This is a genomic window from Shewanella sp. WE21, assembly GCF_002966515.1.
GTDB classification, from domain to species: domain Bacteria; phylum Pseudomonadota; class Gammaproteobacteria; order Enterobacterales; family Shewanellaceae; genus Shewanella; species Shewanella oncorhynchi.
In genome coordinates, this window is the sequence record NZ_CP023019.1 from 4,935,711 (window position 1) to 4,959,998 (window position 24,288).

Sequence of the window (24,288 nt, forward strand, 5' to 3'; positions counted from 1 at the left end):
GTTTACCAGCTTATCGTCATGTTAGTGCCCTTAAACTCGACCTTGGCAATACGTGCTCCGTTGGCGGTGACGTTAGGGCGCAGTTTTGGCACGGCTGGAATGGTGGCGGTTTTACCCGCTTGTTGGTCTGTCATTAGGCTTTGTGGGATGGTGATGTCTTTACCTGCCCAAAACGAGTCTTGATAACTACCTAAATAGATTTTGCCATTGCCCTGCTGTTGCCAGATAAAGTCCGGCACTTTGTACGTGCGGCCAAGGTTATCGAGCATGGCATAGCCTGAGGTATCACCATAAAAACAAGGGATTGCCGTGTCGGCGTAAGGCTTATCTGGTAATACAAATTCAAGGCCCACTTGGGCTTTGATTTCGTCGCATACGTTGCGCAAGGTTGGATGGCGTAATGTCACGCTTAAGTTGTTCGCTAATGCCGACGATAACTCCCGACAAAACACGGTATACAATCCGTTAGCCGCTGGCATGATGCGCTCGATATAGCCATAAAATACCCGTTCAATCATTTCACCCCAGCCCATTTCGAACGCGACAGGGGTAAAGCGTTCAGCTGATTTATCAACGGTTAACTGACAAGTACCTGGTGATGATGCTTGCAACACTAGCCAATAATCGCTTACTGCGACCTTTTGGCTACCGAGATAAGCACGGGTGATAAATTTCGCGTTAGGCTCGGCCATTATGCTAACCCGTTATCGACTTTTTTGAGGAAGCCCATTAAGCCAGTGAGTTCAACTTCGGTCGCGGGCGGTGCGGTTTCATCTGCTAATACTGTGCCTTGGCCTGTGCTGCCCTGCTGCGCGGCGGCGACTTGCTGCGCGCGTTCTTCCTTTTTCTGCGGCACGCTGCGCACTTCGGCTAAGGTAAAACTCACGTTCCATTGGCGGGTGGTTTCTTGCTCCACCGCTTCAATTTTGCTGGCGAATTTCACTTGCTTAATGCCTAGTGCCGAGGCGGTTTTATTGCTAATGCGGTAAGTGGCTCGCGCCCCGCCTTCCGTGGCTTCGGCCATTTTAAAGATGTCGGTGAGCAGTGCTTCATCATCAAACTTAATAAAGCCCGATACGGCCAACATCTTAGCTTTAATGCCCGTTTCGGCTGCATCCGTGCTCGAACTTTGGCCGCTGGCGTCCTCAGTCGCCAGCTCTTGGCTGGCTGTGATCCGCAATGACTTAAGGCTAATTGAGGTTGCGTTGAGAGTTAGCATTTTTAATTGAACTCTTCATCAACATTATTGCTAAAAGTACGCGTGCTAACAGGCTTTTCAGTATCAGTATCTTGCATATGCAATTTAGAATAGTAACCATCTATTGCAATATCACCTCTGCCGTTCTGAATTTCTGGGTTTTCAGAACATTTCGCACCATCGATCCACCATTCAGCACTTTTTAAAATACTATCTCTCGTGTATCCATCCGCTGCTAACTGCATCCCTACAACGCTGGATTTATTAGCTGTTATACCTGCGTTAAACACTACTGACGCATCAATATCAACAACACAGCCACCATCATCATGATATGAGTAATCACCGCCAATCCTTAATCCGACACAATCTTCATGTGATGTTGTTCATTGATTGTTACTCTCATCTCCATTAATCCCATTTCCGTGTGCACGACAGTTGACTTCAACGAAATGCGGGTTAAGCCCTTGCACTCCAGATTCCCCAGCAAGCCACGCGTGGTAGTTAAATCCATCTCGGCGATTAGCTGTACATATTGAATCGTCTGAGATACAAATACCAATGTCACGAACTGCGAGCCCATTACCTCCTGTTCCATCTCTAGTCCCGGCAAACGTGCAGTTTTTGTTATAAAAAACTGAGTTTTTATAGTTGCCACCGTTGCTAATTAGTTTAATGCAATTCCCAATATCCCCCCCCCAAAATTCAATGTTCTCGACGTAAAGCTTGAAGTTTCCAGTCCACGTTATAACTGAGCTTTCAACTGGTTGTGTTAGTCTCAGTTCATTTCCATGCATGACCAAATCTCGACTATCTACAGCATGTACATATGTTATGAATGCGGCAGCATCATGATAAAAACTGCCTGGAGTTGCATCGACTTCTACAATGCTATCTAACCCTTGGTAGCTAGTCGGTGAAATTTGCTCATTTAATACAGCAGTGTCATACACTGAGCTTGTTACGTTTGTAAGCCCAGATGTGTAATTCATTTGATAAACGTTAGTTTTCCCTGTTGTTTTTGTCCAAATTCCTGTCGCAATACACCCTGTAATTACTATCCCACCAATTGCGATAATGGCACGACTTTTATTCAATGAAATGGCTCCTAATCTGTTAGCTCGATTATAGAATCCAGCTCTTACTAGCAAAATATCGGTGTTCAAACTATAGCCAGCTGAAAGAGATCCTTTTGCTGTTGCCCAACTTAAACCATCCCCCGTGTTATCGTTACCCTTTCCCCAGTCAACATAACCAACTGAAACACCAATAAGTCCTACACTATCTTTAGTAAATGACTTGAATTTTGATAAATCTGTCATTAACTCTGCGTTAGTTTGCGAGGTTTTTTTATAAATGAAATCACCACATCTATGACCAAGTCCTCTAGGGGTTTTAAACACTCCTATTCTTTGGGCATTAAATCCTCCGACACGCAGCGCAAACTTTCCGTTAGCCATTTGTACTCTGTCAGGTGTATTAGATAGTCCTTGCTCTTCATGTGATACGATAAATTTTTTGTCATTATCTAGGGTCTGTTGATCTTTGCTGTACAAATGTTGTTCAGCAATACATCGGCAGCCACATTAACATAAACGCCAGTGACACCATACTGGCGTAATTTCTTGCTAGCTTGTCATATCTTGTTGATATTGCTCGATAGTGCTTAATTCTTCCAAAAGCATTCTCCACTAAATGTCGATACCGATATAAGCACCAATCGACTCTTTCTTGAGGTGTATTCTTATAGCGGCGCCTTGGAATAACAGATTTCCCGCCTTTATTTGCGATAAGTTCACGAAAAGCATCGCTGTCATAACCTTTATCTGCAATGACGGTATCAACCTGCTTCAGGTGCTCAATTAAGCTGGGGGCGTGTGTAATATCGTGTTTTTGGCCTTCTGATAATTCGAAATAAATCGGTAATCCTCCGCTGTCGACGGCTAAGTGAATTTTGGTTGAATTACCGCCTCGACTTTTACCAATACTCTCATTACTTAGCGTCGCTGCACCTGCACTGTGCTGGTGAGCCCGCACTATCGAGCCATCAATAAAGACCCATTCTATATCAGCAAGGTTGGCTAAGGCCTTGAATAAATGTGCTAGAACGCCTTTCTTAGACCATAAATGAAACCGTCTAAAGACCGTGCTCCAATGACCGAACTCTTTAGGTAAATCTCGCCAAGGGATACCTGTTCTAAGGCGGTAAAGAATACCTTCGAATGTTTGTCTATGTTCAGGTTTGTCATAAACACGGCCTGTGCTTTTCATTAAATGAAATAGCTTTTCCCAGCGTGCATCGGTTAGCATAAGTCTTGGCATGGCTTGAGGTTATGGTTACTTTTGGCGAAGCAAATTATAACGTCTTGCCATGCTGTCTAAAAATCACTCTCGAAAGATCAACAGACCCTAGTGCTTTAATAATTGCAATTTGCTCATTATTTAACTCTGATATTTTAGATTTATCGTTAACATTGATGCTTAATTGTCTTTCAGATGCAAATAATTCTAGGTTAACTCCGCTGGATAATTTAATAGAACTAGCATTATGCGCAGCATCTTCCTTATTTATGTGCTGTATAATTTCTTCCTTTAATCCGTTGTTGTTTCGCAAATCTTCCACTGTATCGGCGGCGGTGATACGTGCCAGTTTAAATACATAATGGTTGCGGCCATTGACGTCGATATAGTCGTCCATTTCGGTGTTGGTCACGGTAAACGCGGTATGGCCTTTCCATACGCTTTCGCTGGTGCCATCAAACCACGCATCCACGTAAACAAACTGCGGGTAGCTGCTTAAGGTGAGGATATGATCCGCTGCCAATGTCACGCGCAGGCCCGAGACATAACCCGCGCCAGCTGTCACTTTAAAAGTGTTGAGTGTTGAGCGTGGCACCACTTTAAAACCGTCTTCAATAAACCAGTCTTTGCCGTTCATGTCGGCTGCCAGTTGGCGGGTAAGTTCGTCCATGCCATTTAGGCGGGCAGTGTAATCAAGTTGCCATGTTTCAGGGTCAACGGTAATCCCTGTTAACTCGGCAATGCCACTGTACTCGATCACAAAGTTGCGGTTAAGGATGTTACCCGATGCGCCCGGCTCGGTGACTGTCTTGCTCACTGTAGGAATATGCTGAATGGCGATCAGTGTTTGGTTAACGGCTGAATACAGTCCAACCCAGTTAAATTGGAATGGTCCCGTTAAGCTGTCGAGCACAGAGCTATACACCACGGCGTTTTCATTAATCATGCCGTATTGCTGCACTATCTGAGTGTGCACACGTTGGCCGATTGGCGGTAATCCTTCATTGCGGTCAATGTCGACGGTGGAGTCTTGCCCCGGCACATAGGCAAAAATAAAGGTATCAATGTCTAATTGCTGGTTGTTTTGGGCTTTGAGTGCAAATAAACGTTCGCCTGCTAATGTGATCACTTGTGCCATGGTATGGGTTCCTTTGTTTAATTCTGTTTGATGCGTGCAACGTGGTAGCTAGATTCGCAGTCCATCGTCATAAATCGTTTTGCTGGCAATAGGTTGGTGTTAGCTGTTGCCGTGTTAACTGTGTGCTGATGTTCAAAGCTTTTTAGCGGTGCGATCAGCGGCATTTTTGAAATGGTGGTCAGCTGATAGCGGCGCGTAGTGCGTCCATACTGGCGGCAAATGTAGTCAATCAGCTTTTGGCGGTTGCCAAAGTCGCTATCCAGCAATTGCAGATCAACTACGTCCCAATCCGTTTGGCTGATGCGCTCATCCATACCCACCCATGTCATGCCGAGTTTTTTAAACATATCGAGCCAACCGCTTTTACTGCCTGCGCCCTTGGCGAACGGCAAAGCGTATTTCACCCTCGTGCGGTACATGAGTTCGGTTTCACTGGGGATTTGCTCGATATCCCGCTCCCATGCCAAGAGGTGCACAAATTCAAGCTCGGCGGTCATGGGGTCGAGCTGCTTAGCGGGGAATGCGAGCATGTCGACAAAGCGCTGCCAAAATCGCACCGCGCCTTTACGCAGTTTGTCTAACTCACTGGCTGGACGTGCCAGCCAGTACGGCATTTTGGTGAGTGCGGCCCAGTCGATTTTTATGCTCATAGCGCGTTCCCATTTTCAATGGTGAGCGTGCTTAAGCGCGGCACGTTGTTGGCGCTGGTGATATCGATTTGGTGCCAGTTAAGCGACTCGATACCCGCAAATTGGCGGTGTAACTCTTGGCCTAACTTACTAAAGCTAAAGCGGATAAAAGGTTCTGTGCGGGTGGCGGTGTAGTCGGTATTTTCGCGAAATGCGCAGCGGATAAAGTTTTCAATGTCAGCTAATAGCGTGACAACTTCGGCTTCTAGTAAGTAGCTGTAGGGGTAAACCGTGACGCCGACAGTGACGTCAACACCTGGCATGGCGAGCACGAGTAAATCATCACCGTGGCCGTGGTAGCCTTTATCCATCACGTACTGATTCAGGTCTGCCAGCATGGCGGCTGAAGGTTCGCCCGTGTCTAACAAAATATAGGCGTTGGCAGTGCCCGGACCTCGTGGTGCGTCGTGCTCAAAATAGACGTTATCGGTGTCCAGTCCTGCGCGTTCGGTCAGTATTGCGCGATAAACGGCATCGATATGCCAAGGCGCGGCGGCGGTAAATGCGTTGCGGGTTCGCAGCTTTAAGTCGTCGTTAGTTTCGCGGTCGCTGCCGAGTTCGTCGAGCCATTCTGCCTCGTTGGTGACGCTGCCGATGCCAGTCACCGCCGTGGGTAAAATATGCAAATAGCCGGCGCCAAGGTTATAGGCCGCGCCCGCGTTTTCGGCGATTACTGGCACTAATACGCTTAAGCTGTTTTGCGGCAAGATCACATCTTCAACCGTTAGCACACGGTAAACCGTGCCGTTAATCGCGTCGGTTTGGATCACAGTGGCGGCGGGGATCAATAAACTTGGGCCACTGGATGCGGCGCGGTTAAAGCGTACTTTGCCTTTGGCTTTGCTGTCGGTTTTGCGGGTTAAGTCGTGTTCCCATGCTTTGGCCTCGATAAAGCCATCATCGTTAGCAGTGAGTAAAAACAGATTGGGCAAGATCACCCCAATCAGCACTTTGTTGACTATCCACGTTGCTGGCTTGGCAATAATGGCGGTGATCAAGCGCCAGAACGGCGAGTAAGGCGAGTCGTTGGCAATAATGCTGCCTTCGGCTTCAACGTCCTGTTTAAACAGCGCCTTCCAGCCGTCCTCCGTGGTCGGTATGCCTGCTGCTTCGACGATTTTGGCAAAGTCGATTGTTGGCACGTCGATTTTATCGGCCATTTAAAGTGCTCCACCTTGGGTTATTTGTGCGGTAACTGGTCCAAAGTCGATAGTGTCGGCAAGTACCCACCAATGGCCGCTTGATGATTGTTCAATGCGAACTGTGCCCGGCATGATGCGCACATCGTCCTCTACTAATAATTTGAGTTTGATTTGGGTGTCGGCGGTAACGCCTGTGCCACGGTCGCTAATGAGTAAGTGCGCTAAGCCTGTGTCTAAAATGGCGTGCACTATGTCTTGGGCGATGGCGGCGCGATCGGTTAAATAGCGGGGGTTTAATCCCGCATCTAACACCACGTCGCCGTGTTCTATGTGCAAATCTCTATAGATACTCATGAGTGCATCTCGACATAGTTTGCAAAGTTGGTGTCGACCTTTTGAGGGTAAATATTGATGTTGCCGACCGTGGTTGATTTGCTGTTGTTGGCGTTGGCGATTTGCTGGCTAACGCCGCCGCGCGTGAGGTTGGCTTGCACAGGTGAAATGGCGTCAACGCTGGGCATGCTGCCTGCGGTGATGTTGCTGCTAATGTCGACACCTGGGATCAAATTGAGTTTGTCGATAATCCAATTGATGGTGTCGTTAAACATTGCTTTAACGCTGTTCCATACGTTGTCAAATACACCGACGATGGCTTGAATCCATGCCGTATCTGCAACCATTTTTGTAAAGTCATCCCAGTAATAAATTAATGCTGCGACTCCTGCGATAATGGCCGCTACCGCTACAATCATTAATCCTAATGGGTTAGCGTTCATGGCTAGGTTTAGCGCCCACTGTGCACCTTGCCATAATTTGGTAATTGCAATGACGCTGTAAATTAACCCTTTGTAAATAGCAAAGCGCAGGTTTGCCAAGGTCATTTGCATTATGATGCTTTTCCATATCCATACGGTTAAGCCTGCAACGACATTCCATGCCACTGTGACCAGCTTCCATGCGCCCATCATGGCAGTGAATACGCCTCCTAAAGCTATTACACCAAATATCGTTACGGCTAAATAACCCATCATCCTAGTGATGTTTGGAAACATATTGGTAAACCAAAGTACTGAGCCGCCCATTTCGGCAATCTTGCCTACTACCGTGTTAAATGCAGGCAATAGCACGCTACCAATAGCAGCGCGGATCACCCACCAACTTTGAGCAAGGCGTTCGCTTTGTGATGTCATGTTTTTAGCCATATCTAACGCGGGGTCTAATCCGTTGACGTTTTTAAATCCTTGTATGGTGCTTTTAAGTCCGTCTAAGTTTTTCATCATATTGATGATCATTAGCGAGCCGTCACCTAAGCCTGCATCGTCAAGAAATGTCCTTGCTTGAATACCCGACATGCCCTGCATCATGGGTTTTAATTTTTCAATTACATCAATCATTGGCAGCAAATTGCCTTTGCTGTCAGTGAGTTTTACGCCTAGTTTTTCTTGAGCCCCTGCTACACCTTCTAAAAAGTTTGTGTATTGGGTTACCGCATCGCCTTGCCCCATGGACTTATTAAGGGTTGCTAACACGGCAAATTGTTCTTCAAGTGCAACGCCTAGGGTTGAAGGTAATGAGTGCATGCCGTCAATCATGCCCTCTAGATCACTCATTTCTGTGCCAAGTGTCTTTTTAGCGTAAGCCGTCATGCCTGCGATTTGCGCAATAAACTTATCTTGCCCCATGGCATTGGCTTGGCCGCCATAGTTGCCATAGAGGGTTTTAAAATATTTGCTGGTAGTTTCAGCGTCTGACTTCATCGCCATAGCTAAAACGGCAGAACTTTTGGTAGCCGATGCCAGTACATGGTCTGGCATTTCGCCTAATACACCGCGCAATTTTGCGGCATGGTTAATGACATCAATGCTGGATTGACCAAACTGCAATGAAAAATCCATTGCTGTGTTAGTAATCTTTTTGAGTGCAGAGTCGGCAACGCCAACACCTCTGGCATCACCTAATGCTTTGTCAATTTCTAACGCAGGTTGCAATGCTTGGTATAACCCATAACCGCTGGCCGCGATGCCACCAATGCCGGAGGCCATTTGCATGGTTCCGGCTTGGTAGTTGGACGCTAGACCGCTTAATCCTTGGCTGATTTTGGCGATCGGCCGAGTGATTTGGTCTATCAGTCCAACGGTGAACATTAGCGGTGCGGGTAAACTCATGCTATCCACTTCCCTTATTTGCCACCAAACGCCTTACAAATAGCGTTGGTGACAATGGCCTCTAGGTCTTCGCGCTGGCGTTTCATTAGCCAACATGCCCTTGCTAAACTCTGTTCATCGTCGGCCTCCAATGGCAGATAGTGGCGGCGCATGATGAACATTTGTTCAAGCTGATTTGAGTCGATGGACTCAATCAGCCCCTCTATTTTTTTACGGCAATTTCCAGCACTGGTGAGAACTCGGCTTTAAGTTCTCCAGCGATTTGCAGTTCTGCACCTGGTGAACCGTCTAATAGCTTTTTAAAGTCTTCCTTTTGGCCGCTGTCGATGGCGCGCATGGCAAAGTTGTACGATGCGGCGGTGACTGAGCCACCACGGGCGACGGCATCAACAAAATCGCCATGATCTTTGGCGGTAACTTCAAATTTAAAATCAGTTCCGGCGATGGTTAACACGATGGTCTTTTTCATGCTGCGTCCTTATCTTTTCGATTAGTGAGTAGTTCTTTTAGGTTGTCGAAGCCGTCACGCATTTGCCGCTCCATACGGTCGCCAAGCTCTTTAACGTCGTGTTTGGTGGCATAGGTTTCGGCAACGTGGGTTTTATGGTTGCTGAGTTCAGCGCGGGTTTTATGCGCCACGCTGTTTAGGTAGGCGATTAACGGCACCACTACGGTGAGGAATAGGCCGATAAATCCGACGATCACTAATAGCCAGTTTGTTAGCTGTTCCATGCGCTAGGCTCCTACTTTTTGTGGCGTTGCTGCTGGCGCTGGCTGTTGCCCTTGGCTGGCGAGCGTCATTAATTTTTCGCGGTTGTTGGCGTCTTTTGTTGAGCTCACCCAGTAATAGACTGAGCCTGTCACCATTGGTAATAAGTTACCCGCGAGATAGACGATTAAGTCTCTGTTTTCGCTTGGTATAGGTAAGTAAAACAATGCGGCGATCAGCGCGGCCAACATGCTCACTAAGGTGATGGTTAGCGCGGATGGCATCCAATGGTCTTTATGTTCTTGGCGCGCGTGCTGGCGATCGCTTAAGTCGGCTTTGTATTCATCCAGCGCAAGGCGTTGCAACTCTAAATGGCCGTAGCGAATCTGTTCGCGTTCTTGCATCGCCCACTCTTGCAATTTAATTGCGGCGCTAGGGTCGCGTTGCAATGCGGCGGCGACGGCTTCAGGCGTGTTATCAGTGCCCAATGCGCCCGCAATTTGGCTACCAATACTGACGGCTAAACCGACAGGGCCACCGAGTAGCGGGGCGACTGCGCCAGCGATGCCGCTGACTGTGCTTGCAATGTCTTTCCAGTTCATACCGTCCCCTTAGGCTCTAATCAGTTGTAAATAGTTGGCTTCGCGGTGGCGGCGACTTGGGTAACGGTCGCCAAAGTCGCGTAATTCAATTGCCATTGCATCGGTGTTGGCTTGCGTTGCTGCACGCCAAAACTTAGGACAGCGCTTGCTTAAGTCGCCGTACTGGAACGCGACTGAGGCGATCACGGTTTGCATTGGCTCCGGCAATCCATCAAAAGCGACTTTGGCGGCGCGGTTATAACGCTGCACCAATTGGGTTAGCATTTGGTGCTTAACGTTTAAATCGATTTCTTCCGCTTCGTCGGCGGTGATTTTTAGCGGTGATTGTTTCAGCACGCTAACCGCATCTTGTTTTTTCAGCCCGCAATATGGGCCTAGTTTGGTTGCCAGCGGTGCAGGTAACAGGCGATGTAATTCACTTGCTGAACGTTGGCCGAGATCGAACCCTGTGGCGATGGTGACGCCTGAGTTAGATTGTTTAGGATCAGGCACATAGCCCCGTAAAATGGGGCCGCCCTCTAATCCCGAAATAAAGCCAAAGTTCACTTGTGTCATTGCGTTATCACTCTGTCTGTTGCTGGCACTCAGTGCGCAGTTGCACGCCTTTGATTGCTCGGCGGCGGCCTTCTGGTATTTCGTTGCCACACTCTGCGCATTCCGTTGCGCTTTGTGGTACTGGCTTGGCGGCTAGTGCTTTGCGGTGCTGCTCGAAACGGTGCTCGGCGCGTAGCTGCTCACGGGTGACTAAATCCACTGCATCCATTCGTTATTGGCTCTCTGTTAACTGCTTGGCTTACTGCTTAATGTTTTCGATTTCTTCAGGGCGCAGGTATGGCACGCCGTTGATGTGCACAAAATCAGGGTCCGTTACATCAAAAGGGATTTTGAACAGTGACGCTTGGCCGCCTTTTTTGTCGACGTCGAGCAAGTCGCTTAGTTTGATACGACAGCCGAACGCTTCGACTTTCACTTCGTCTTTAGCGGTTTTGCCGTAAAACATCATGTCGAACACTTTCATGCCCCGCCAAGATCCTGCTGATTTAGCCTCGTTTGAGATAAGGTCAAATTGGCTGGCATTAACTGACAGTTCACCACTGGCCGCGACGTCACCGTCGACATAGCCGTCAGGTACGCCGCTGGTTTGGCTGACCGCGCTGTTGTCTGTGATGGTTAAGGTGCAAGTGTCAACGTGGATCATGGTGTCGCCCATGGTGACGTTAAAATTCATTCCAGATAAACGCATGGCGGCGACTCCTTATTGATTGCTTAGGTCAAGCAGAATGTTGACGGTGATTTCTTTCGGGCTGTTGTACGGACGGACGATCATGTAAATGGTCACCGCTTTGTTACTGGTCCACACAATGGTGATGTCGCCATCGCGTGGCGGCTGAATATCACCTGGGAACTGCGTACCCAAAATCACCGTGCTTTTGCTCATGTTGCGCAGCGGCTTCATAAAGTAGGCTTTGTTTTGCTCGATGCTGGTTGGCGTGGAGTTAAGCGCGCGGTTAGCAATGCGGCGAATGGCTAAAATACGCACTTCGCGGCTGGCTTTGTGTACAGGGCGCAAATGCTCAATGTATTGATAATCACCGCCTGCTGCGTCGAGCGTTGTTCCGTCGCCCCAGTAGATGCCCTCTAGGTCTGGATACCACTGCGGCACGCTAAAGCGCGCATTGGCTAAGGTTTCGAGCGTGGCGAGCGTGAGCGGTTTTTCGGCGCTGTCGACTGGTGCAACGCCTAAGCCCATCACTGAGCCAGTGGCGACGCGCATTGGGCTGTCGGCAATGCTGACGGCACGATTGCATAAGCGGCCAGCGAGTACGCCGACATTATTACCATGCAGCTGCGGCACAGGGATGACTAAGTGCGCGGCAATACCCGCTTGCAGTCCCACCATCGCGGTTTCGTACTGTTGCCACGTTTGGGTGGCGACATCGATACCCGCAACGGCGGCTAGGCCTGATACAAAGCGGCCGTGGCTGGCTTGTAGGCTGGCTAAGTAATCGTGCTTGGCGCTTAAGTTGGCGGCGCTGATTGTGACGTCACAGAACACCACCATTTCAAAGCTTTGTACTTCGTTTGCGGCGGTGATGGCGTCGAATAAGTCTTCATCGGCTGCCAGTGGATACACTGCGGCGGTCCAGTTTTGTCCCGCATTAAGCTGGGCGGCGATCAACTGTTTACGCAATGCACTATCGGCAAAATTCGCCTCGATATCGGTTTGCGCGCCGATGCTAAATAGCTGGCTTTCTTCATCGACATGACCTGCACGGCCGATATAAAGGAAGTGGCGCTCGATGGCGTTAATGTCACCTTGGCCTTGATTTAAGTTATTTACCTGTACTTTACCTAGTGACATTTTTAGCCCCTTATGTCCTGTTTTTTAACGTTCCAGCCGAAGTTAATGCCTTGCATTACCCGCTTGAAAATCTTGTTTTGCTCAGCTTCTGTTGCGCCTAGCGTGTTGCGTTTTGGCAGTTTGATAGTCCATGTTTGGCTAGTGCTTTTGCTTGCATCATTTAGTTCGGTGATTAAAAAGCCGGCCTGTATGTAACTCAGGTTTGCGGTTATCCAACTTGCTGTGGCGCGCACGTATGCCCCGCGTTTTTTCCGCTGGGTAGTTTCTTCCTGAGATACTCGACGGCGCATACCTAATTTGACGAGAAAGCGCGCTTGGTTTCTGGTGGCGTTACCTTTATCAAGGCCTTTTTTTGCTTCATAGCGCGCCATTGCGGCCGAATAGTCGGCTTTATTTCTGGTGATGCTCGCGCCCTGTGCGTGCATGTTGGCGATCACCCCTGTGGAGTAATTGCCTTTGCCCGGTATTTTTGGTTGAAAATAAACCGACGCTGTTTGGGCGCTGTCTTTCGGCTTACTCACTTGCATGTACTTTGGCAGGGTGCGAAACATTTTTTCGCGCTGCTTTCCGCCTTTACGCTTGCGCTTAATTGGCTGCCAAGGTGAACCGTCAGGATCCCTTTGCTGTTTTGCATTGGTTTTTGATTTGTTGCGCACGCTATCCGCGATACGCCACATTGCCCGAGCGCGTTTTTTTGGTGGCAGTGCTAACGCTGCCAATTGCAGTAAGGTGTCATCGAAGTGACTTACATTCACTTTGATGTTCATTGCTCACCCCGATTAATCAGATCAACCTGTTCAGCCCAGTTGATGGGGATATTTTCAAGGCGGTATTTTTTACCCATGTAAGGAATATTGCCTTGCTCATCTTCGACGATGCCTAAGTCATCGACTAAATCGATGCTGATGATGATTTGGGCGTGGTCGTCGCTGATGATGTCGATATCAATAGCTGGCTCTGATAGGCCGTATTCTTCCTGCGGCCAGTCGTTGTCAGATAGCCATGCGGCTAAAATCGCTAAGATGGTGTACGGGTTAAATTTGGTATGTGGTAAACGCTCAATAGCGATCACTGCACTGTGCCGCCATTTGGCGATATTGATGCCTTCGCCTAAGTCGTCTTGGATAATGTGCAGTTGTCCGTCGGTTTGCCATGCGTCGATATCGTTTGGCTTAACGTATGGCTTTAATGTGTTGAGTAGGTGCAATGTCAATGCATTTAGCTGGCTCATAGCGAGTGCACTCCGGCACGGCCAAGGCCGAGCAATAGGCGCACGGCGCGGTTAGATTGCGCGAGGATGGCATCTTGCTGCTGGGTGTCTTGGGCTTTGTTGTTACCCGCATCTTTTTGGTCGACGGCAGAAAAATAACCCAGCAAATCGGCATGGGAACGGGCATAGACTGCGCCGCGGTAAATGCTAATTTGCTGCGCACTAAAATTAGGCGCTAGGCTAGCGCCTAGGGTAAAGGGGACGTCCGTGTCAGTGCTTGCCTGCCCTACATAATTAATAATTTGCTGCTGAATTTCGGCCACGCTGCGGTTGAGTGAGTCGGCGAGGGTTTGCTCAGCATAAAATTCAGGGATGCGGCGCTGTTCGCGAAATTCGCCTGTCGATAATTCGGGCCAGCCGCTAGCCGCATCGATAACGATGCTTGGCTCTGCTGGTGCTTGAAATCCGAATCCGCTCATGCTGGCTCTCTTACTCATCAATCATAAATTGGGTTCAGTGCGGTTAACGTCGACGCGGTTTTTAACAGTCACCCGTTAAACACTCGGTTAGCGCACTGGAGGGTTGGGAGTCGTTCCCGCGCGGCTTAGGTGCTCTTTACACTGGCCTCAACAATTCCTTGGCTGGCAAAGTCTTCTAACGCTCTAAGTCGCATCGCTATCTTGTTACGTACCGTTTTTACTTGAGCATGCTTGTGCAAACTTGCGGCCTTTTCGAGCAGGCGATCTGCTTGATTAAGCCGCTCCACATCACCGATATGGCTTGGGGTAATTTCCCCGTTTGCTGCACGTAGTAACGCGAGTCCCGCGAATTTGTAGAACTTTGCGGTAACAGGTTCCGGCAGTTTCCAATCATTAATAACGCGCTTAAACACAGTACCGAAATACGGCTCAATGCTGTGGCCATGCTCCGCTTGAGCTTCTGCCCAATCGAAGACAGTGTCGGCAATAAAGCCCGGCCATTTGCGGCGAATGATTGGCGGCATTGGTTGCCCAAGTTCAATAGCTCTGAACGACAGTTCGAGGCCACGAGCGAGATCTCCGACATCAAATGCCCACACTGCGCAATAAGCGAATATCGAGTTATCATTGATTTCATTTGGCTTATCCTGTTTCTGCTTTAAATACTCTTCGACGATGGGCAGCCATTTAGGCAGTAGTACGTCACGTTTGTGGGCGATTTTGTCGGCCCGTCGTTCAAAGGCTTTGAGCCGCTTGAGGTCTGCAGCTAACTCGATGAGCTGTAAATGCAGACTCGGCGCGTGCTCGGCGTTGCCTGTTAACCTGACTTTTTCGAGCTGCTTTTGGGCGCTGCGGCCTTCGCGCCATGCGAGGATTCTTGCGCCGCCGACGGCTTTTTTAGCTCTGCGGTCGCTTCTTTCAGTTCTGCCGCTACTTGGCCGAGATCGTCGGCTGTGTAGGCTAAGTCGTTGGTTGATTGGTCTACAGCGCCAGCGGCGTGCGCTAAATTGGTAACGGCATCGTCAAGATCACCGGCTGCACTGCTTACCTTGTCTGCGGATTCGCTGACTTTATCGGCGGCATCTAAGGCGGTTTCGGCAGCGTCACTCACAGTGGCGGCGCTGTCTTCGAGTTCTGCAGCGTGATCGATGATGCTGGCGATGTTGCCTTGGTCGTCGTTGGTGACGGTGGCTTGCGCTGTTTTGTCTTGGCCTTCTCCTGTATCAACTCCGATAGTGAAATTAAGAAAATGGATTTTTTTCTTAACTGCTTCACGCGCGACTTCAAGGGCTTCTTCAACATCACAGCAGAGTAGATATGCAAGTAAGTGCAGCGCTTCGTTTTCTGGCGCTGGCGTGGCTGTTGTTTCCGTAGCAGTTGGTTTTTGCTGCGTTCTTTCTGCTTCACGGCGCTTTCTAAAATTGGCGATGGCATTCATGGCAATGTCCTACTTTGGTGTTCTGTGGAGTTGATGGCCTAAGCACTGATTAAGTGCCTAGGCTGGTTTACTTAGCTTGTGTTACTGAGCGATGGCCTAAGGTGCTGGCGCTGGGCCAATGTTCATCGCGGCTTCGTCAATTGACGCGTAGCCTTCAAACTCTTCAATCGCGTAACCTTCCATGCGCCAGTACTTGTCTTCATGCTGCTTGCGGTCTTCGACGTTTTCAGACTTACGCGAGCGCGTGCCTTTTTGTGTATAGATGTGCAGATTAGACAGCATGGTCACTGTGATGCGTTTACCTGGGAAGAACGGCGGGGTGTACGCTTTTAATCCACCGATAGATTTATCCATCATTTGCGCGGCAACACGTTCGCTTGGCTTGTCGGCTTGGTTCATGAGTTTGGTTTGTGCGGCGGCGGTTAAGTCACTACCCACTAACACCACTAAGCGCGGGTCGTTACGTAATGCAGGATGGATCATGGTGTTTTTAATTTCGGTGACGATGGCGTCGAGGGTTTTATACTCGCCGTCTTTTAGCTCGCCCGTTGCATCTGGGTTGAAGTAAATATCATCTGTCATGATTTGATCTGGGGCTTTTTCAGATACGATTTTGTGCCAGCCCTTGTTGACGTCTTCACCCATTGGATTGGCTACAGGGTCTGATGTTGCAGCTACAGATGTGCCGTTAAAACCAACTCGCAACATATCTAGCGCAAATCGCTGGGTAGCATTTTGGCTCATCAACTGCATAAATTGGTTTGCTGTGCCTGCGTTCGCCCACACTGCTAAGGTGGCCCACGGCACTGATGCGCATGAATCTGTTTCGACTAGCTCATATTCATGGCCGTCTACGCCGTTAGTGGTATTAAAACGCCCCCCAGCTTTGCGGCCAGTGGCAATAGCATAGTTACCCACTTTAACGACTTGACCTTTAATTTGGTCAACGTCCATGGTGGTGATAAGGCGTAAAAACTCAACGGATTCCAACATTGCCGCTTTGAGCTTAGTTTCCATTGGACCAGTAACGCTAAATTGTTTACTGACATCGGTAGTGCCGTAGTTTTTGCCCATGTTGGTGCTGTATGCCAGCAAACAGGCTATTGTAAGTGGTGTTAAGTTCATGCTGTGTTCTCGCTGCTAATGTTTAACGAATTGGTTAATCTGCTTTTTTGCAGCGATTACACCACTGTAAAGTTGTCGCCTTTACCTGCTGGGTTTGGCTCTTGGCCGTCTACTTCGGCGCTTAATTTGTTGAACTTGGTTTCCATTGCACCCAGCTTTTCGCTAAAGCCTGTGAACATGGTTTCCAGTTTGCTGAACTGCTCGGCGGTGATACCTGTGGCGGCTTTATCGTCGACTTTCTTGTCGGCGTCCGATTCGACTTTTACGTCGTCTTTTTTGTCGGCTTCTGGCTTTTTACCAAAGGTTTCAACTTTGGTTTCCAGTTCAGTTAGCTTGGTGCCAAAGGTGTCGAATTTGCCCATTAAGGCGTCGAATTGCTCTTTGTTCATTGGTTCTTCCTCGGTGTCGGTTGCCGCTGCCTGTGTCGGTTCGGGCGTGGTGTGTTTTTTAAATAAGTCGAGCAGTGCGGCAACAAAGCCTTTTTCCGTGGCTGAGTATTTTTCTGGGTTTTGTTGATCGGTGTCTTTGATAAAGTCAGAGCTGAGCAGCTCTTCAAGCTGGCTGACTTCGTGGTCGTATTGTTTTTCACCTACTGAGAACTTAAGGCGAGATGTGCCTGTTGAGGCTGGCGAGTCTGTTACGGCTAAACCAATTAGATAGACTTTTCCTGTGCCTTTGTAATCGGGTTCAGCTTCGATTGACATAAACAGCTTTTGGCCGTCTTTATTGGCGGCGAGCAGGTAGTCGTTAGCGGTTAACTTGACATATAAGCGCAACTTTCCGCCTGTGGTTGAGGCTTTAACTTCGTCGACCGTGCCCCAGTTTTTACCCTCAAATGGGGCCCAGTTTGAGCGGAAGTGCTCCGGCCAAATCATGGCTGTGTATTCATCGGTTGAATACTGGGCGGCCATGTCTTCAATCCACTGTTTAGTAATAGTGCGACCGTCGACGGTAGCGCCTTCGGTTGCTGCGATTACCCATCCAGTTTGTTTGCCCATGTTTTTTGCCTGCCCATTTGCTAAAAAATTACCTGTAAGGACTACAGCTTAAGGCGTTTGCAATGGGCAATCACTGGGCAAACTTCGGCACAATTCCGATTTTTGCTAAATCGGAATTGATAGGAAAATTAGTCAGTTAATACGGCTTAGCAAACCAATACACTGGCGCTATGTATTCGTTAACGATGGCGTTTGATCGCATTTATGGCCTATTCACCCGAGATCCGCGAGGCAGCAAAACGGTTGTATTTAAAGCGTTGGACGCCCGACGAGATCCGCCTCGATTTAGACCTGCCTAATACCCGCATAATTTATTTTTGGGCGGCGAAATACGGTTGGAGTGATTTGCTGCGTGAGGAAGAAGTCGACGAGGCCATCGCTCGACGCATTGTGCTGTTGACGGATATTCAGGATAAAAGCGGTAATCAGATAAAAGAGCTGGATATGCTGATTAACCAGCATGTGCGACTTAAAAAACAGCGGATTGATGCTGAGCGCGCGGCGCTAAATGAAGGGAATAGCTTTGGCCCCACCAATGCCAATAAAGGCGGCAATAGCAAGATTAACCCTACTGCTGATAATAATGTCGGTGAAGGTAAAAAGCGCAACGGCCGCAAGAAGAAAAACGATGTTAGCCATTTAACGGCTGATGATTTTGGCCCTTGGTATGCGTCGCTGTTTGAATATCAAAAGAAGATGCACGAGAACCTGCATCAACGCATTCGTAACATTCTTAAAAGTCGCCAGATTGGCGCGACCTATTACTTTGCGGGTGAGGCTTTCGAACAAGCGGTATTAACTGGTGATCCGCAAATATTCCTATCGGCCTCTCGCAGTCAGGCCGAGGTGTTCCGTAGTTATATTATTGCGATTGCGCATGAGTTTTTCGAGATTGAGTTAACCGGTAACCCGATTGTGCTTAATACCGCGCACGGTGCTGCCGAACTGCGGTTTTTGAGCACTAACAGCAAGACGGCACAGAGTTACCACGGCCACGTTTATGTGGACGAGTATTTTTGGATTGGCAAGTTTGACGTGCTTAACAAGCTGGCCTCGGCGATGGCAACGCATTCGAACTGGCGTAAAACCTACTTTTCGACCCCTTCCACAAAAGCGCACCCCGCTTATCCGTTTTGGACTGGTGACCACTGGCGCAAAGGTAAACCTGAACGCGAGGAAATCGAGTTCCCGACGTTTGACCAAATGCGCGATGGCGGCCGCGTGTGCCCTGATAAACAGTGGCGCTATGTGGTGACGATTGAGGATGCGCTCGCGGGTGGCTGTGAGCTGTTCGATATTGACGAACTGCGCGACGAGTACAACGGCGACGACTTTGCCAACTTGTTTATGTGCATCTTTGTTGATGATGCCGACAGTGTGTTTAAGTTTAGCGACCTTGAAAAGTGCATGGTCGAGGCGGCGCGCTGGCAAGATTACAAACCCGCTGCACCGAGGCCGTTTGGCAATCGTGAGGTGTGGCTCGGCTATGATCCGTCACGTACCCGCGATAATGCGACGCTGGTTGTTGTTGCACCTGGTGAAAAGAAGGGTGAAAAATTCCGCGTGCTCGAGAAGCATTATTGGCGTGGGATGAACTTTTCGCACCACGTGGCCGAAATCCAAAAGATTTACGCTAAGTACCGCGTCACCTATATCGGTGTGGATACCACTGGCATTGGCGCTGGTGTATTCGATTCGATTAGCACGTTATATCCCCGCGAGGCGACAGCGATTCATTACAGCGTGGGCAGCAAAACCCGCTTAGTGTTGAAAATGATTGATGTGATTGAAGGTGGCCGCATCGAGTGGGATGCAGGGCACAAAGACATTGCCATGAGCTGCTTATCGATTCGCCGCACTGTGACCGATTCAGGCGGTGCGATCACGTTTAAGGCGAGCCGCGACAATGTGACCGGACACGCTGACGTATTTTTCGCGATCTCCCATGCGGTGATCAATGAACCCCTTAACTATGAACATAAGAGAACATCATCATGGGCACTTCAAAAATAATCGATGTTAGGCACATAACTAAGCCTATGTTTGATAATTGGCTTAAGACATTGTTTAGCTATCAACTTGTTTTGCACAATAATATTAATCAACGTGTTCGAAATACGCTTAAGTTTCGCGTTGGAGGTTTTACTGATTACTTTGTTTGTGAAGCATTTGAAAAGGCAGTATTAACAGGTAAAAATCAAATCTTTTTTACTTGTGAAAGTGATGATGATCAATACCCTACCGCCTCATATTGTCGAGATATTTTAACTCGATTTCTCTCTGAATATTTTGGCATTAAGCTCTGTAAAGGCCCAATAAGATTACTGACTCAATTTGGTGAGGCACAAATTTTATTTGTTGATGAAAGCCGAATGCACTTTGCAGGTTGGGGTGCTGACGTCTATTTTGATGAGTATTTTTTTAATGAAAAATTTGAATACTACAGAAAAATAGCGACAGGTATTTCCTGTCACAAACAATTCACGCAGACATTCTATTCAAGCGTTAATGATGATAACACCGCTGCCAAACGATTTTGGTCTGGTGATGATTTTATAAACCTTCACCCCGAGTCTACACCTCCTTTCCCCTCTTTAAGTTTAATGCGCGACGGCGGCCGCGTGTGCCCTGATAAACAGTGGCGCTATGTTGTGACTATTAAGGATGCGATTACGGGTGGCTGCGATTTTATTGATATTGATGAGCTGCGAGATGCTTATTCAGTTGATGATTTTAACCAATTATTTATGTGCAATTTAAAAAGGTAACAGCCATGAGCACTTCATTAACTGCGGCGAACGACGATAGCTCAACAACGACCACTGACGCTAACGGCCCCGCTAAAACGGTGGTGTTTAGCATGCCCGAAACCGTGATGCCGAATATGTGGCTAACGGATTATGATTCGCTGTATTACAACGAAATGCACGGCTACTGGGAACCGCCTGTCGATAGGCAACTGCTGGCGAACTTAACCCGCCGCAATGCGCAACACGGCGGCATAGTGCAAAGTCGGGCGAATATGGCGGCGGCGCGGTTTATCTCTGGTGGTATTAGCGCACAGCAAATGGGCGCGGCATTTTTAAATTGTGTTCAATATGGCGATGTGGCGTTACTCAAGATCCGCAATGGCTTTGGACAAGTGCTGCGCTTGTTTCCGCTGCCCAGTTACCGGACCCGCGTTGCTGGCGACGGTGGCGCAGTGGTGCTTGAGCGTGAAAATACGGTTAAGACTTATAAAGCCAAAGATATCATTTGGGTGCGGGTGTATGACACAGTGCAGCAGGTTTATGGCTGCCCCGATTATTTAGGCGGCTTACAGTCATTACTTTTGAATGAAGATGCAACCTTGTTCCGCCGCAAATACTACATAAACGGCGCGCACATGGGTTTTATCTTGTATACCACCGACCCGAATTTAGACGCTAAAGTTGAAGAAGAAATTAAGAAAAAAATTCAAGAGTCTAAGGGCGTTGGTAACTTTAGCTCACTGTTTGTGAATATTCCCAATGGTAAAGAAAAAGGCGTTCAAATTATCCCCGTTGGCAATTTTGAATCAAAAGACGAGTTTGGCAACGTTAAGGCTGTAACCGCACAAGATGTGTTTAATGCGCATCGGTTCCCTGCGGGTTTGGGCGGGATGATCCCTACCAACACGGCAGGCCTTGGTGACCCTCTTAAGTATGATGAGGTTTATTTTAAGAGCGAAACGCGGCCACTGATTAAGATGTTTGTTGATGAAGTTGATCGTGACCCCGAGATCGGCAGCAAGTTAAAACTGGTGTTTGATATGACGACAGGCAGCCAAAGCGCAGCGGTTTAGTGCTCATTTGCTGATGTGTATTGTGCAAAAGCCCTCAATTGAGGGCTTTACTGTTTAAAAAAACAGTGTGTTGGCTTACACTATGCGTTGTTCATTAAGCAGACGATTGGGAGATCGGTATGCGGATTTTATGCCCTACGTGCCACAAGAAAGCCATTATCGGTAAAACTGATCGTTTAAGTGCAGCCCACGCTAATTTATATTGCTCGTGCACTGACCCCGAATGTGGTCACACATTTGTGACTAATGTGTCGTTTAGCCATACGTTAAACCCGTCCGCAAAAAATACCACTGAGATCATTACCGCGTTAGCAAAAGCGCTGTCCCCCGATCAGCGCCGCGAATTACAACGAGAACTGGCTTTTTAGGCTGCTTGCTGGGTTTCGCTTGGATGGATGCCGTTCTCTTGTAGGCAGTTGTTGACGAGTTCGGCGAGTAACGATATTGCGATTTCCTTGTCTATTGCCGAGCTGTTGCATTCTACTGATCTAATGACCAATTCCATTTGTTTGACTCTAATCAAATCGCACATTTTGCGCGTACTCCTTGTTATTTTAACTTTTTTCTAACTTATCGCTGACGATTAGCGAACCTAAATCCCTTTTGTTACGTACGGTATAATATCGACTTTAGTGATGATGCTTAGGCAATTTGTTGCTAGTTGAGCTATGTTTTGCAGCAGCTTTGTGCTGGTTTTTTATAAATGTGATCTAGAACAATAAGTTTACTCAATGACAATAAGCCTAAAAATGATTGGGCAACGGATTGTAGATCAAAGGAAAATGCGCGGTATGACGCAAACACAATTATCTGAAAATGTTGGCATTAGCACTCGAACCTTGTCTAAAGTTGAAAACGGGTTTGATATTAAGCTAAGTCTTTTTTTGGCGATATCGGATGCGCTTGGGGCTGATGCTGCCGAGCTGTTGCAGTTGAGTGGCTCGCGTTCGGCACTGACGGAGGCGAATGTGCAGGAAATTGAGCAGCACTTGCAGGCGATTAAGGCGCTGTTGCAAAAGTGAGGTTTACTGCTGGCAAAACAAAGCCCTCGAATGAGGGCTTTTTGTTAACTGCATTTCTTTACTTCTCTATATTCATCAAGAATTTTATTGATTTCATCTTCACTGATGATGGTTGATTTTATTTCCCCGTATTCAAATATGCCATCCGGTGCAACTAATACCTTTTCACTTATCCCAGTTGTCACGTCTCTGGCTATGGCTAAACCCAGTGGGTGCAATATTTCTCGGTTAATCCTTTCTATCAAACCGAGTTTTGACATTTGATTCCAGTTGATACTTTTCATAAAACCTCGCTTTTTACACCACTTATCTAGTGTTTAATTTCTATGTTTTTAATCATCGCCTGGCGGATTGGCGTTGATTGGTTTAGTTCCAATTGGTTGATATCCGCTTCTTAATTTTTCTTGTATTGCTGAAAAGTTTTTTTCCGCTTTGGTTTTTTGTAAGGCGGCGTACTGCATGGCAAGATCCGCCTTTTGGTTTAGCGTAGCGAGTGCTTCGCTAAAGTGCTGCTGTGTTACCCCGAAACGGGCATAGGCGCGTTTTGCTGGTAAACCGTCGACAAGGTGCGCCCGTAGCGCATCTTTTTTGGCTTGGCTGCTGATACTGGTTAGCATTAGCAAGATGTCGAACTGCTGCGCGCTTTCGCAGCCTTGGATTAGTGTTTTCATTTTTTCTTAAATCCGCTTTTATTGAAAACCCAAGATGTATAACTAGAAATCCACCATCCAGATAAAAAAGCGATAAATGTTTCGCTATATTGGTAATAGGAAAAAATCACTCCTACTAACAGGTAGATCACGACACCACCCAATATTATGGCGATACTTAATTTTAAAAAATTTAGTGCTGTTTTCATTTTGCGGTACTCCATAGTTTTAATTGTCTATAGCGAGCAAGGCAGCCATCACGGCTTGGCGTTCTGCGGCGGGTAATGCTTCAAAGTTTTTCGCCCATCTTTCGGCCTTGCGTTTAATCCGTTGTCTGTCGGTGAAGTCTTTACCCGCAAAGGTGTGGTAATGCTGTTCGCCTGGCAGGAAGTTACACCACACGGTTTCAGTGCGAACCCCGCCGCGCGTCATGGCTTGAAAGTCTTTGCTGTACCAGTTGTGCAATTCCACGTCATACAGCGCATTGCGGTAGCCAGAAATGATGATGTAGGTGTCTGGTGTGTTGGCTAGTTTCTTAATGGTGGCTAACAACTCGGCATGATCCGCGTCGGTAAGTTCGTTTTTATATCTGGCGTTACTGGTGCGAGTTGAATGCACATAAGGCGGATCGAGATAAATTACCGTTTTGCCTGTTGGCTTAAACGTTTTTAGCCATTCGATGGCGTTAGCGTTGATGATGTTCATAGATATATTTAGCTCTGCTGCAGCATGGTTAAATTTGTCTATGACGCTTTGATTTATTTCGATGCCGATATTGGTTTGCGCTGGCGCTTTGCGGCGCATGATGGCACCCGTACCGAGGAACGCTTCGACATAGGTTTGGTGCGGCGGGATCAGGTTAATGATGGCCTGATAAACGCCGCTGCCATTTTTTGCGCCTAAATAGCTTTTTGCTGCAGCTGTCATAGATATTTCCGTCCATGGCCAACATAGTCATTTATATCTTTATGACCATGTAACATAGTTGCGAATGTCTTTACTCGATAAACATTTGGTACCGCAAAGTTGAATGTGTCTATGGTGTTCATGCGCTTGCCCTCATGGTGTCGATAGCCAGATCAGCAAACGCGATGCTGTTATCAAGGTGAAGTTCTGCCAGCCTTGATACACAAATCAAACATGTGCCGTTGTAACCTGCAGCCCTTTGTGTTGCGGCGAAATAGGCTAATATCGTGTCGTGGTCTGCTTGAGTGAGATCATCTTTAGTCAGTTGCAT

36 protein-coding genes are annotated in these 24,288 nt (G+C 47.9%); 5 read left to right on the plus strand and 31 right to left on the minus strand.

The window, feature by feature from the left end; genetic code table 11:
• Positions 1-2: 2 nt before the first annotated feature.
• From CKQ84_RS22080 to CKQ84_RS22195, 25 genes are all read right to left on the minus strand, one after another.
• Complete coding sequence (locus tag CKQ84_RS22080) at positions 3-692, minus strand: hypothetical protein (protein WP_105252766.1); 690 nt, start codon at positions 690-692, stop codon at positions 3-5.
• Positions 692-1,219 (minus strand): adenine glycosylase, encoded by a 528-nt coding sequence (locus CKQ84_RS22085; RefSeq protein ID WP_105252767.1) that lies wholly within the window; start codon positions 1,217-1,219, stop codon positions 692-694. Before CKQ84_RS22085 ends, CKQ84_RS22080 begins: the two co-directional genes overlap by 1 nt.
• A gap of 2 nt (positions 1,220-1,221) precedes the next feature.
• Positions 1,222-1,488 carry a hypothetical protein gene (locus CKQ84_RS22090; protein ID WP_158683089.1) on the minus strand — a complete coding sequence of 89 codons (267 nt, stop codon included), beginning with the start codon at positions 1,486-1,488 and terminating at the stop codon, positions 1,222-1,224.
• 96 nt (positions 1,489-1,584) lie between these two features.
• Positions 1,585-2,754 (minus strand): hypothetical protein, encoded by a 1,170-nt coding sequence (locus CKQ84_RS22095; protein ID WP_158683091.1) that lies wholly within the window; start codon positions 2,752-2,754, stop codon positions 1,585-1,587.
• Positions 2,755-2,761: 7 nt separating this feature from the next.
• On the minus strand, positions 2,762-3,520 hold the full coding sequence (locus CKQ84_RS22100; protein WP_011071076.1) for an IS5-like element ISSod6 family transposase: 759 nt from the start codon (positions 3,518-3,520) through the stop codon (positions 2,762-2,764).
• A gap of 34 nt (positions 3,521-3,554) precedes the next feature.
• Positions 3,555-4,637, minus strand: coding sequence for a phage tail protein (locus CKQ84_RS22105; RefSeq protein WP_254053148.1), 1,083 nt, complete (start codon positions 4,635-4,637; stop codon positions 3,555-3,557).
• 17 nt (positions 4,638-4,654) lie between these two features.
• Positions 4,655-5,287: a hypothetical protein gene (locus CKQ84_RS22110; protein WP_105252770.1), complete on the minus strand. Its 633-nt coding sequence runs from the start codon at positions 5,285-5,287 to the stop codon at positions 4,655-4,657.
• Positions 5,284-6,486: a baseplate J/gp47 family protein gene (locus CKQ84_RS22115; RefSeq protein WP_105252771.1), complete on the minus strand. Its 1,203-nt coding sequence runs from the start codon at positions 6,484-6,486 to the stop codon at positions 5,284-5,286. The genes CKQ84_RS22110 and CKQ84_RS22115 overlap by 4 nt, the downstream gene beginning before the upstream one ends.
• Positions 6,487-6,822 (minus strand): DUF2590 family protein, encoded by a 336-nt coding sequence (locus CKQ84_RS22120; RefSeq protein WP_105252772.1) that lies wholly within the window; start codon positions 6,820-6,822, stop codon positions 6,487-6,489.
• Positions 6,819-8,633, minus strand: coding sequence for a phage tail tape measure protein (locus CKQ84_RS22125; protein WP_105252773.1), 1,815 nt, complete (start codon positions 8,631-8,633; stop codon positions 6,819-6,821). Before CKQ84_RS22125 ends, CKQ84_RS22120 begins: the two co-directional genes overlap by 4 nt.
• Positions 8,634-8,647: 14 nt before the next feature.
• On the minus strand, positions 8,648-8,794 hold the full coding sequence (locus CKQ84_RS23910) for a hypothetical protein (RefSeq protein WP_173913209.1): 147 nt from the start codon (positions 8,792-8,794) through the stop codon (positions 8,648-8,650).
• A 41-nt stretch (positions 8,795-8,835) separates the two neighbouring features.
• A complete protein-coding gene (locus tag CKQ84_RS22130; RefSeq protein ID WP_105252774.1) occupies positions 8,836-9,102 on the minus strand; it encodes a putative phage tail assembly chaperone in 267 nt (88 codons plus the stop codon).
• Complete coding sequence (locus CKQ84_RS22135) at positions 9,099-9,365, minus strand: hypothetical protein (protein WP_105252775.1); 267 nt, start codon at positions 9,363-9,365, stop codon at positions 9,099-9,101. The genes CKQ84_RS22130 and CKQ84_RS22135 overlap by 4 nt, the downstream gene beginning before the upstream one ends.
• 3 nt (positions 9,366-9,368) lie before the next feature.
• Positions 9,369-9,944, minus strand: coding sequence for a hypothetical protein (locus tag CKQ84_RS22140; RefSeq protein ID WP_105252776.1), 576 nt, complete (start codon positions 9,942-9,944; stop codon positions 9,369-9,371).
• A gap of 9 nt (positions 9,945-9,953) precedes the next feature.
• A complete protein-coding gene (locus CKQ84_RS22145; RefSeq protein ID WP_105252777.1) occupies positions 9,954-10,499 on the minus strand; it encodes a pesticin C-terminus-like muramidase in 546 nt (181 codons plus the stop codon).
• A 7-nt stretch (positions 10,500-10,506) separates the two neighbouring features.
• Complete coding sequence (locus CKQ84_RS22150; RefSeq protein WP_105252778.1) at positions 10,507-10,707, minus strand: TraR/DksA C4-type zinc finger protein; 201 nt, start codon at positions 10,705-10,707, stop codon at positions 10,507-10,509.
• 30 nt (positions 10,708-10,737) lie between these two features.
• Positions 10,738-11,187, minus strand: a complete 450-nt coding sequence (locus tag CKQ84_RS22155; RefSeq protein ID WP_011846230.1) for a phage protein — start codon at positions 11,185-11,187, stop codon at positions 10,738-10,740.
• Between the two features lie 12 nt (positions 11,188-11,199).
• The gene (locus CKQ84_RS22160; protein ID WP_105252779.1) at positions 11,200-12,306 is read right to left on the minus strand and encodes a DUF2586 domain-containing protein; all 1,107 of its coding nucleotides are present in this window, start codon (positions 12,304-12,306) and stop codon (positions 11,200-11,202) included.
• A 2-nt stretch (positions 12,307-12,308) separates the two neighbouring features.
• On the minus strand, positions 12,309-13,073 hold the full coding sequence (locus CKQ84_RS22165) for a phage virion morphogenesis protein (RefSeq protein ID WP_105252780.1): 765 nt from the start codon (positions 13,071-13,073) through the stop codon (positions 12,309-12,311).
• Positions 13,070-13,537, minus strand: a complete 468-nt coding sequence (locus tag CKQ84_RS22170) for a phage tail protein (RefSeq protein WP_105252781.1) — start codon at positions 13,535-13,537, stop codon at positions 13,070-13,072. Before CKQ84_RS22170 ends, CKQ84_RS22165 begins: the two co-directional genes overlap by 4 nt.
• Complete coding sequence (locus CKQ84_RS22175; protein ID WP_105252782.1) at positions 13,534-13,995, minus strand: head completion/stabilization protein; 462 nt, start codon at positions 13,993-13,995, stop codon at positions 13,534-13,536. Before CKQ84_RS22175 ends, CKQ84_RS22170 begins: the two co-directional genes overlap by 4 nt.
• Before the next feature lie 125 nt (positions 13,996-14,120).
• A complete protein-coding gene (gene gpM / locus CKQ84_RS22180) occupies positions 14,121-14,870 on the minus strand; it encodes a phage terminase small subunit (RefSeq protein ID WP_367870072.1) in 750 nt (249 codons plus the stop codon).
• On the minus strand, positions 14,813-15,433 hold the full coding sequence (locus CKQ84_RS22185; protein ID WP_105252784.1) for a hypothetical protein: 621 nt from the start codon (positions 15,431-15,433) through the stop codon (positions 14,813-14,815). The genes gpM and CKQ84_RS22185 overlap by 58 nt, the downstream gene beginning before the upstream one ends.
• 96 nt (positions 15,434-15,529) lie before the next feature.
• Positions 15,530-16,558 (minus strand): phage major capsid protein, P2 family, encoded by a 1,029-nt coding sequence (locus CKQ84_RS22190; RefSeq protein ID WP_105252785.1) that lies wholly within the window; start codon positions 16,556-16,558, stop codon positions 15,530-15,532.
• A gap of 56 nt (positions 16,559-16,614) precedes the next feature.
• On the minus strand, positions 16,615-17,556 hold the full coding sequence (locus tag CKQ84_RS22195; protein ID WP_105252786.1) for a GPO family capsid scaffolding protein: 942 nt from the start codon (positions 17,554-17,556) through the stop codon (positions 16,615-16,617).
• 192 nt (positions 17,557-17,748) lie between these two features.
• Between CKQ84_RS22195 and CKQ84_RS22200 the strand changes: the two genes are divergently transcribed.
• From CKQ84_RS22200 to CKQ84_RS22215, 4 genes are all read left to right on the plus strand, one after another.
• Positions 17,749-19,569, plus strand: a complete 1,821-nt coding sequence (locus tag CKQ84_RS22200; RefSeq protein ID WP_254053149.1) for a terminase family protein — start codon at positions 17,749-17,751, stop codon at positions 19,567-19,569.
• The gene (locus tag CKQ84_RS22205) at positions 19,551-20,324 is read left to right on the plus strand and encodes a terminase family protein (RefSeq protein ID WP_105252788.1); all 774 of its coding nucleotides are present in this window, start codon (positions 19,551-19,553) and stop codon (positions 20,322-20,324) included. The genes CKQ84_RS22200 and CKQ84_RS22205 overlap by 19 nt, the downstream gene beginning before the upstream one ends.
• Before the next feature lie 5 nt (positions 20,325-20,329).
• Entirely contained in the window at positions 20,330-21,379 is a 1,050-nt protein-coding gene (locus CKQ84_RS22210) for a phage portal protein (RefSeq protein ID WP_105252789.1), read from the plus strand.
• Positions 21,380-21,498: 119 nt separating this feature from the next.
• Positions 21,499-21,747 carry an ogr/Delta-like zinc finger family protein gene (locus tag CKQ84_RS22215; protein WP_105252790.1) on the plus strand — a complete coding sequence of 83 codons (249 nt, stop codon included), beginning with the start codon at positions 21,499-21,501 and terminating at the stop codon, positions 21,745-21,747.
• Here CKQ84_RS22215 and CKQ84_RS23825 read toward each other — a convergent pair.
• On the minus strand, positions 21,744-21,911 hold the full coding sequence (locus tag CKQ84_RS23825) for a hypothetical protein (RefSeq protein ID WP_158683093.1): 168 nt from the start codon (positions 21,909-21,911) through the stop codon (positions 21,744-21,746). The genes CKQ84_RS22215 and CKQ84_RS23825 overlap by 4 nt on opposite strands.
• 259 nt (positions 21,912-22,170) lie before the next feature.
• Between CKQ84_RS23825 and CKQ84_RS22220 the strand changes: the two genes are divergently transcribed.
• Entirely contained in the window at positions 22,171-22,401 is a 231-nt protein-coding gene (locus CKQ84_RS22220) for a helix-turn-helix domain-containing protein (RefSeq protein WP_158683095.1), read from the plus strand.
• Positions 22,402-22,445: 44 nt separating this feature from the next.
• On the opposite strand, the gene CKQ84_RS22225 is transcribed toward CKQ84_RS22220, so the two are convergent.
• The 5 genes from CKQ84_RS22225 to CKQ84_RS22245 form a co-directional block, all read right to left on the minus strand.
• The gene (locus tag CKQ84_RS22225) at positions 22,446-22,685 is read right to left on the minus strand and encodes a hypothetical protein (protein WP_105252792.1); all 240 of its coding nucleotides are present in this window, start codon (positions 22,683-22,685) and stop codon (positions 22,446-22,448) included.
• Between the two features lie 48 nt (positions 22,686-22,733).
• Positions 22,734-23,072 carry a PapB/FocB family fimbrial expression transcriptional regulator gene (locus CKQ84_RS22230; protein ID WP_105252793.1) on the minus strand — a complete coding sequence of 113 codons (339 nt, stop codon included), beginning with the start codon at positions 23,070-23,072 and terminating at the stop codon, positions 22,734-22,736.
• Positions 23,069-23,260: a hypothetical protein gene (locus CKQ84_RS22235; RefSeq protein WP_105252794.1), complete on the minus strand. Its 192-nt coding sequence runs from the start codon at positions 23,258-23,260 to the stop codon at positions 23,069-23,071. Before CKQ84_RS22235 ends, CKQ84_RS22230 begins: the two co-directional genes overlap by 4 nt.
• A 19-nt stretch (positions 23,261-23,279) precedes the next feature.
• Positions 23,280-23,978 carry a DNA adenine methylase gene (locus CKQ84_RS22240; protein ID WP_105252795.1) on the minus strand — a complete coding sequence of 233 codons (699 nt, stop codon included), beginning with the start codon at positions 23,976-23,978 and terminating at the stop codon, positions 23,280-23,282.
• A 118-nt stretch (positions 23,979-24,096) separates the two neighbouring features.
• Positions 24,097-24,288: a hypothetical protein gene (locus tag CKQ84_RS22245; RefSeq protein WP_105252796.1), complete on the minus strand. Its 192-nt coding sequence runs from the start codon at positions 24,286-24,288 to the stop codon at positions 24,097-24,099.

Excerpts from the sequence above, each read along its gene's own strand:
- CKQ84_RS22210 (WP_105252789.1), top strand. The coding sequence starts at position 20,330 with ATGAGCACTTCATTAACTGCGGCGAACGACGATAGCTCAACAACGACC.
- CKQ84_RS22195 (WP_105252786.1), bottom strand. The coding sequence starts at position 17,556 with ATGGGCAAACAAACTGGATGGGTAATCGCAGCAACCGAAGGCGCTACC.
- CKQ84_RS22110 (WP_105252770.1), bottom strand. The coding sequence starts at position 5,287 with ATGAGCATAAAAATCGACTGGGCCGCACTCACCAAAATGCCGTACTGG.
- CKQ84_RS22240 (WP_105252795.1), bottom strand. The coding sequence starts at position 23,978 with ATGACAGCTGCAGCAAAAAGCTATTTAGGCGCAAAAAATGGCAGCGGC.
- CKQ84_RS22130 (WP_105252774.1), bottom strand. The coding sequence starts at position 9,102 with ATGAAAAAGACCATCGTGTTAACCATCGCCGGAACTGATTTTAAATTT.
- CKQ84_RS22140 (WP_105252776.1), bottom strand. The coding sequence starts at position 9,944 with ATGAACTGGAAAGACATTGCAAGCACAGTCAGCGGCATCGCTGGCGCA.
- CKQ84_RS22085 (WP_105252767.1), bottom strand. The coding sequence starts at position 1,219 with ATGCTAACTCTCAACGCAACCTCAATTAGCCTTAAGTCATTGCGGATC.
- CKQ84_RS22235 (WP_105252794.1), bottom strand. The coding sequence starts at position 23,260 with ATGAAAACAGCACTAAATTTTTTAAAATTAAGTATCGCCATAATATTG.
- CKQ84_RS22160 (WP_105252779.1), bottom strand. The coding sequence starts at position 12,306 with ATGTCACTAGGTAAAGTACAGGTAAATAACTTAAATCAAGGCCAAGGT.
- CKQ84_RS22225 (WP_105252792.1), bottom strand. The coding sequence starts at position 22,685 with ATGAAAAGTATCAACTGGAATCAAATGTCAAAACTCGGTTTGATAGAA.
- CKQ84_RS22080 (WP_105252766.1), bottom strand. The coding sequence starts at position 692 with ATGGCCGAGCCTAACGCGAAATTTATCACCCGTGCTTATCTCGGTAGC.
- CKQ84_RS22125 (WP_105252773.1), bottom strand. The coding sequence starts at position 8,633 with ATGAGTTTACCCGCACCGCTAATGTTCACCGTTGGACTGATAGACCAA.
- CKQ84_RS22245 (WP_105252796.1), bottom strand. The coding sequence starts at position 24,288 with ATGCAACTGACTAAAGATGATCTCACTCAAGCAGACCACGACACGATA.
- CKQ84_RS22220 (WP_158683095.1), top strand. The coding sequence starts at position 22,171 with ATGACGCAAACACAATTATCTGAAAATGTTGGCATTAGCACTCGAACC.
- CKQ84_RS22190 (WP_105252785.1), bottom strand. The coding sequence starts at position 16,558 with ATGAACTTAACACCACTTACAATAGCCTGTTTGCTGGCATACAGCACC.
- CKQ84_RS23910 (WP_173913209.1), bottom strand. The coding sequence starts at position 8,794 with ATGTTCATCATGCGCCGCCACTATCTGCCATTGGAGGCCGACGATGAA.
- CKQ84_RS22100 (WP_011071076.1), bottom strand. The coding sequence starts at position 3,520 with ATGCCAAGACTTATGCTAACCGATGCACGCTGGGAAAAGCTATTTCAT.
- CKQ84_RS23825 (WP_158683093.1), bottom strand. The coding sequence starts at position 21,911 with ATGTGCGATTTGATTAGAGTCAAACAAATGGAATTGGTCATTAGATCA.
- CKQ84_RS22215 (WP_105252790.1), top strand. The coding sequence starts at position 21,499 with ATGCGGATTTTATGCCCTACGTGCCACAAGAAAGCCATTATCGGTAAA.
- CKQ84_RS22185 (WP_105252784.1), bottom strand. The coding sequence starts at position 15,433 with ATGAATGCCATCGCCAATTTTAGAAAGCGCCGTGAAGCAGAAAGAACG.
- CKQ84_RS22155 (WP_011846230.1), bottom strand. The coding sequence starts at position 11,187 with ATGCGTTTATCTGGAATGAATTTTAACGTCACCATGGGCGACACCATG.
- CKQ84_RS22115 (WP_105252771.1), bottom strand. The coding sequence starts at position 6,486 with ATGGCCGATAAAATCGACGTGCCAACAATCGACTTTGCCAAAATCGTC.
- CKQ84_RS22170 (WP_105252781.1), bottom strand. The coding sequence starts at position 13,537 with ATGAGCCAGCTAAATGCATTGACATTGCACCTACTCAACACATTAAAG.
- CKQ84_RS22135 (WP_105252775.1), bottom strand. The coding sequence starts at position 9,365 with ATGGAACAGCTAACAAACTGGCTATTAGTGATCGTCGGATTTATCGGC.
- CKQ84_RS22120 (WP_105252772.1), bottom strand. The coding sequence starts at position 6,822 with ATGAGTATCTATAGAGATTTGCACATAGAACACGGCGACGTGGTGTTA.
- CKQ84_RS22150 (WP_105252778.1), bottom strand. The coding sequence starts at position 10,707 with ATGGATGCAGTGGATTTAGTCACCCGTGAGCAGCTACGCGCCGAGCAC.
- CKQ84_RS22205 (WP_105252788.1), top strand. The coding sequence starts at position 19,551 with ATGGGCACTTCAAAAATAATCGATGTTAGGCACATAACTAAGCCTATG.
- CKQ84_RS22105 (WP_254053148.1), bottom strand. The coding sequence starts at position 4,637 with ATGGCACAAGTGATCACATTAGCAGGCGAACGTTTATTTGCACTCAAA.
- CKQ84_RS22175 (WP_105252782.1), bottom strand. The coding sequence starts at position 13,995 with ATGAGCGGATTCGGATTTCAAGCACCAGCAGAGCCAAGCATCGTTATC.
- CKQ84_RS22230 (WP_105252793.1), bottom strand. The coding sequence starts at position 23,072 with ATGAAAACACTAATCCAAGGCTGCGAAAGCGCGCAGCAGTTCGACATC.
- CKQ84_RS22145 (WP_105252777.1), bottom strand. The coding sequence starts at position 10,499 with ATGACACAAGTGAACTTTGGCTTTATTTCGGGATTAGAGGGCGGCCCC.
- CKQ84_RS22165 (WP_105252780.1), bottom strand. The coding sequence starts at position 13,073 with ATGAACATCAAAGTGAATGTAAGTCACTTCGATGACACCTTACTGCAA.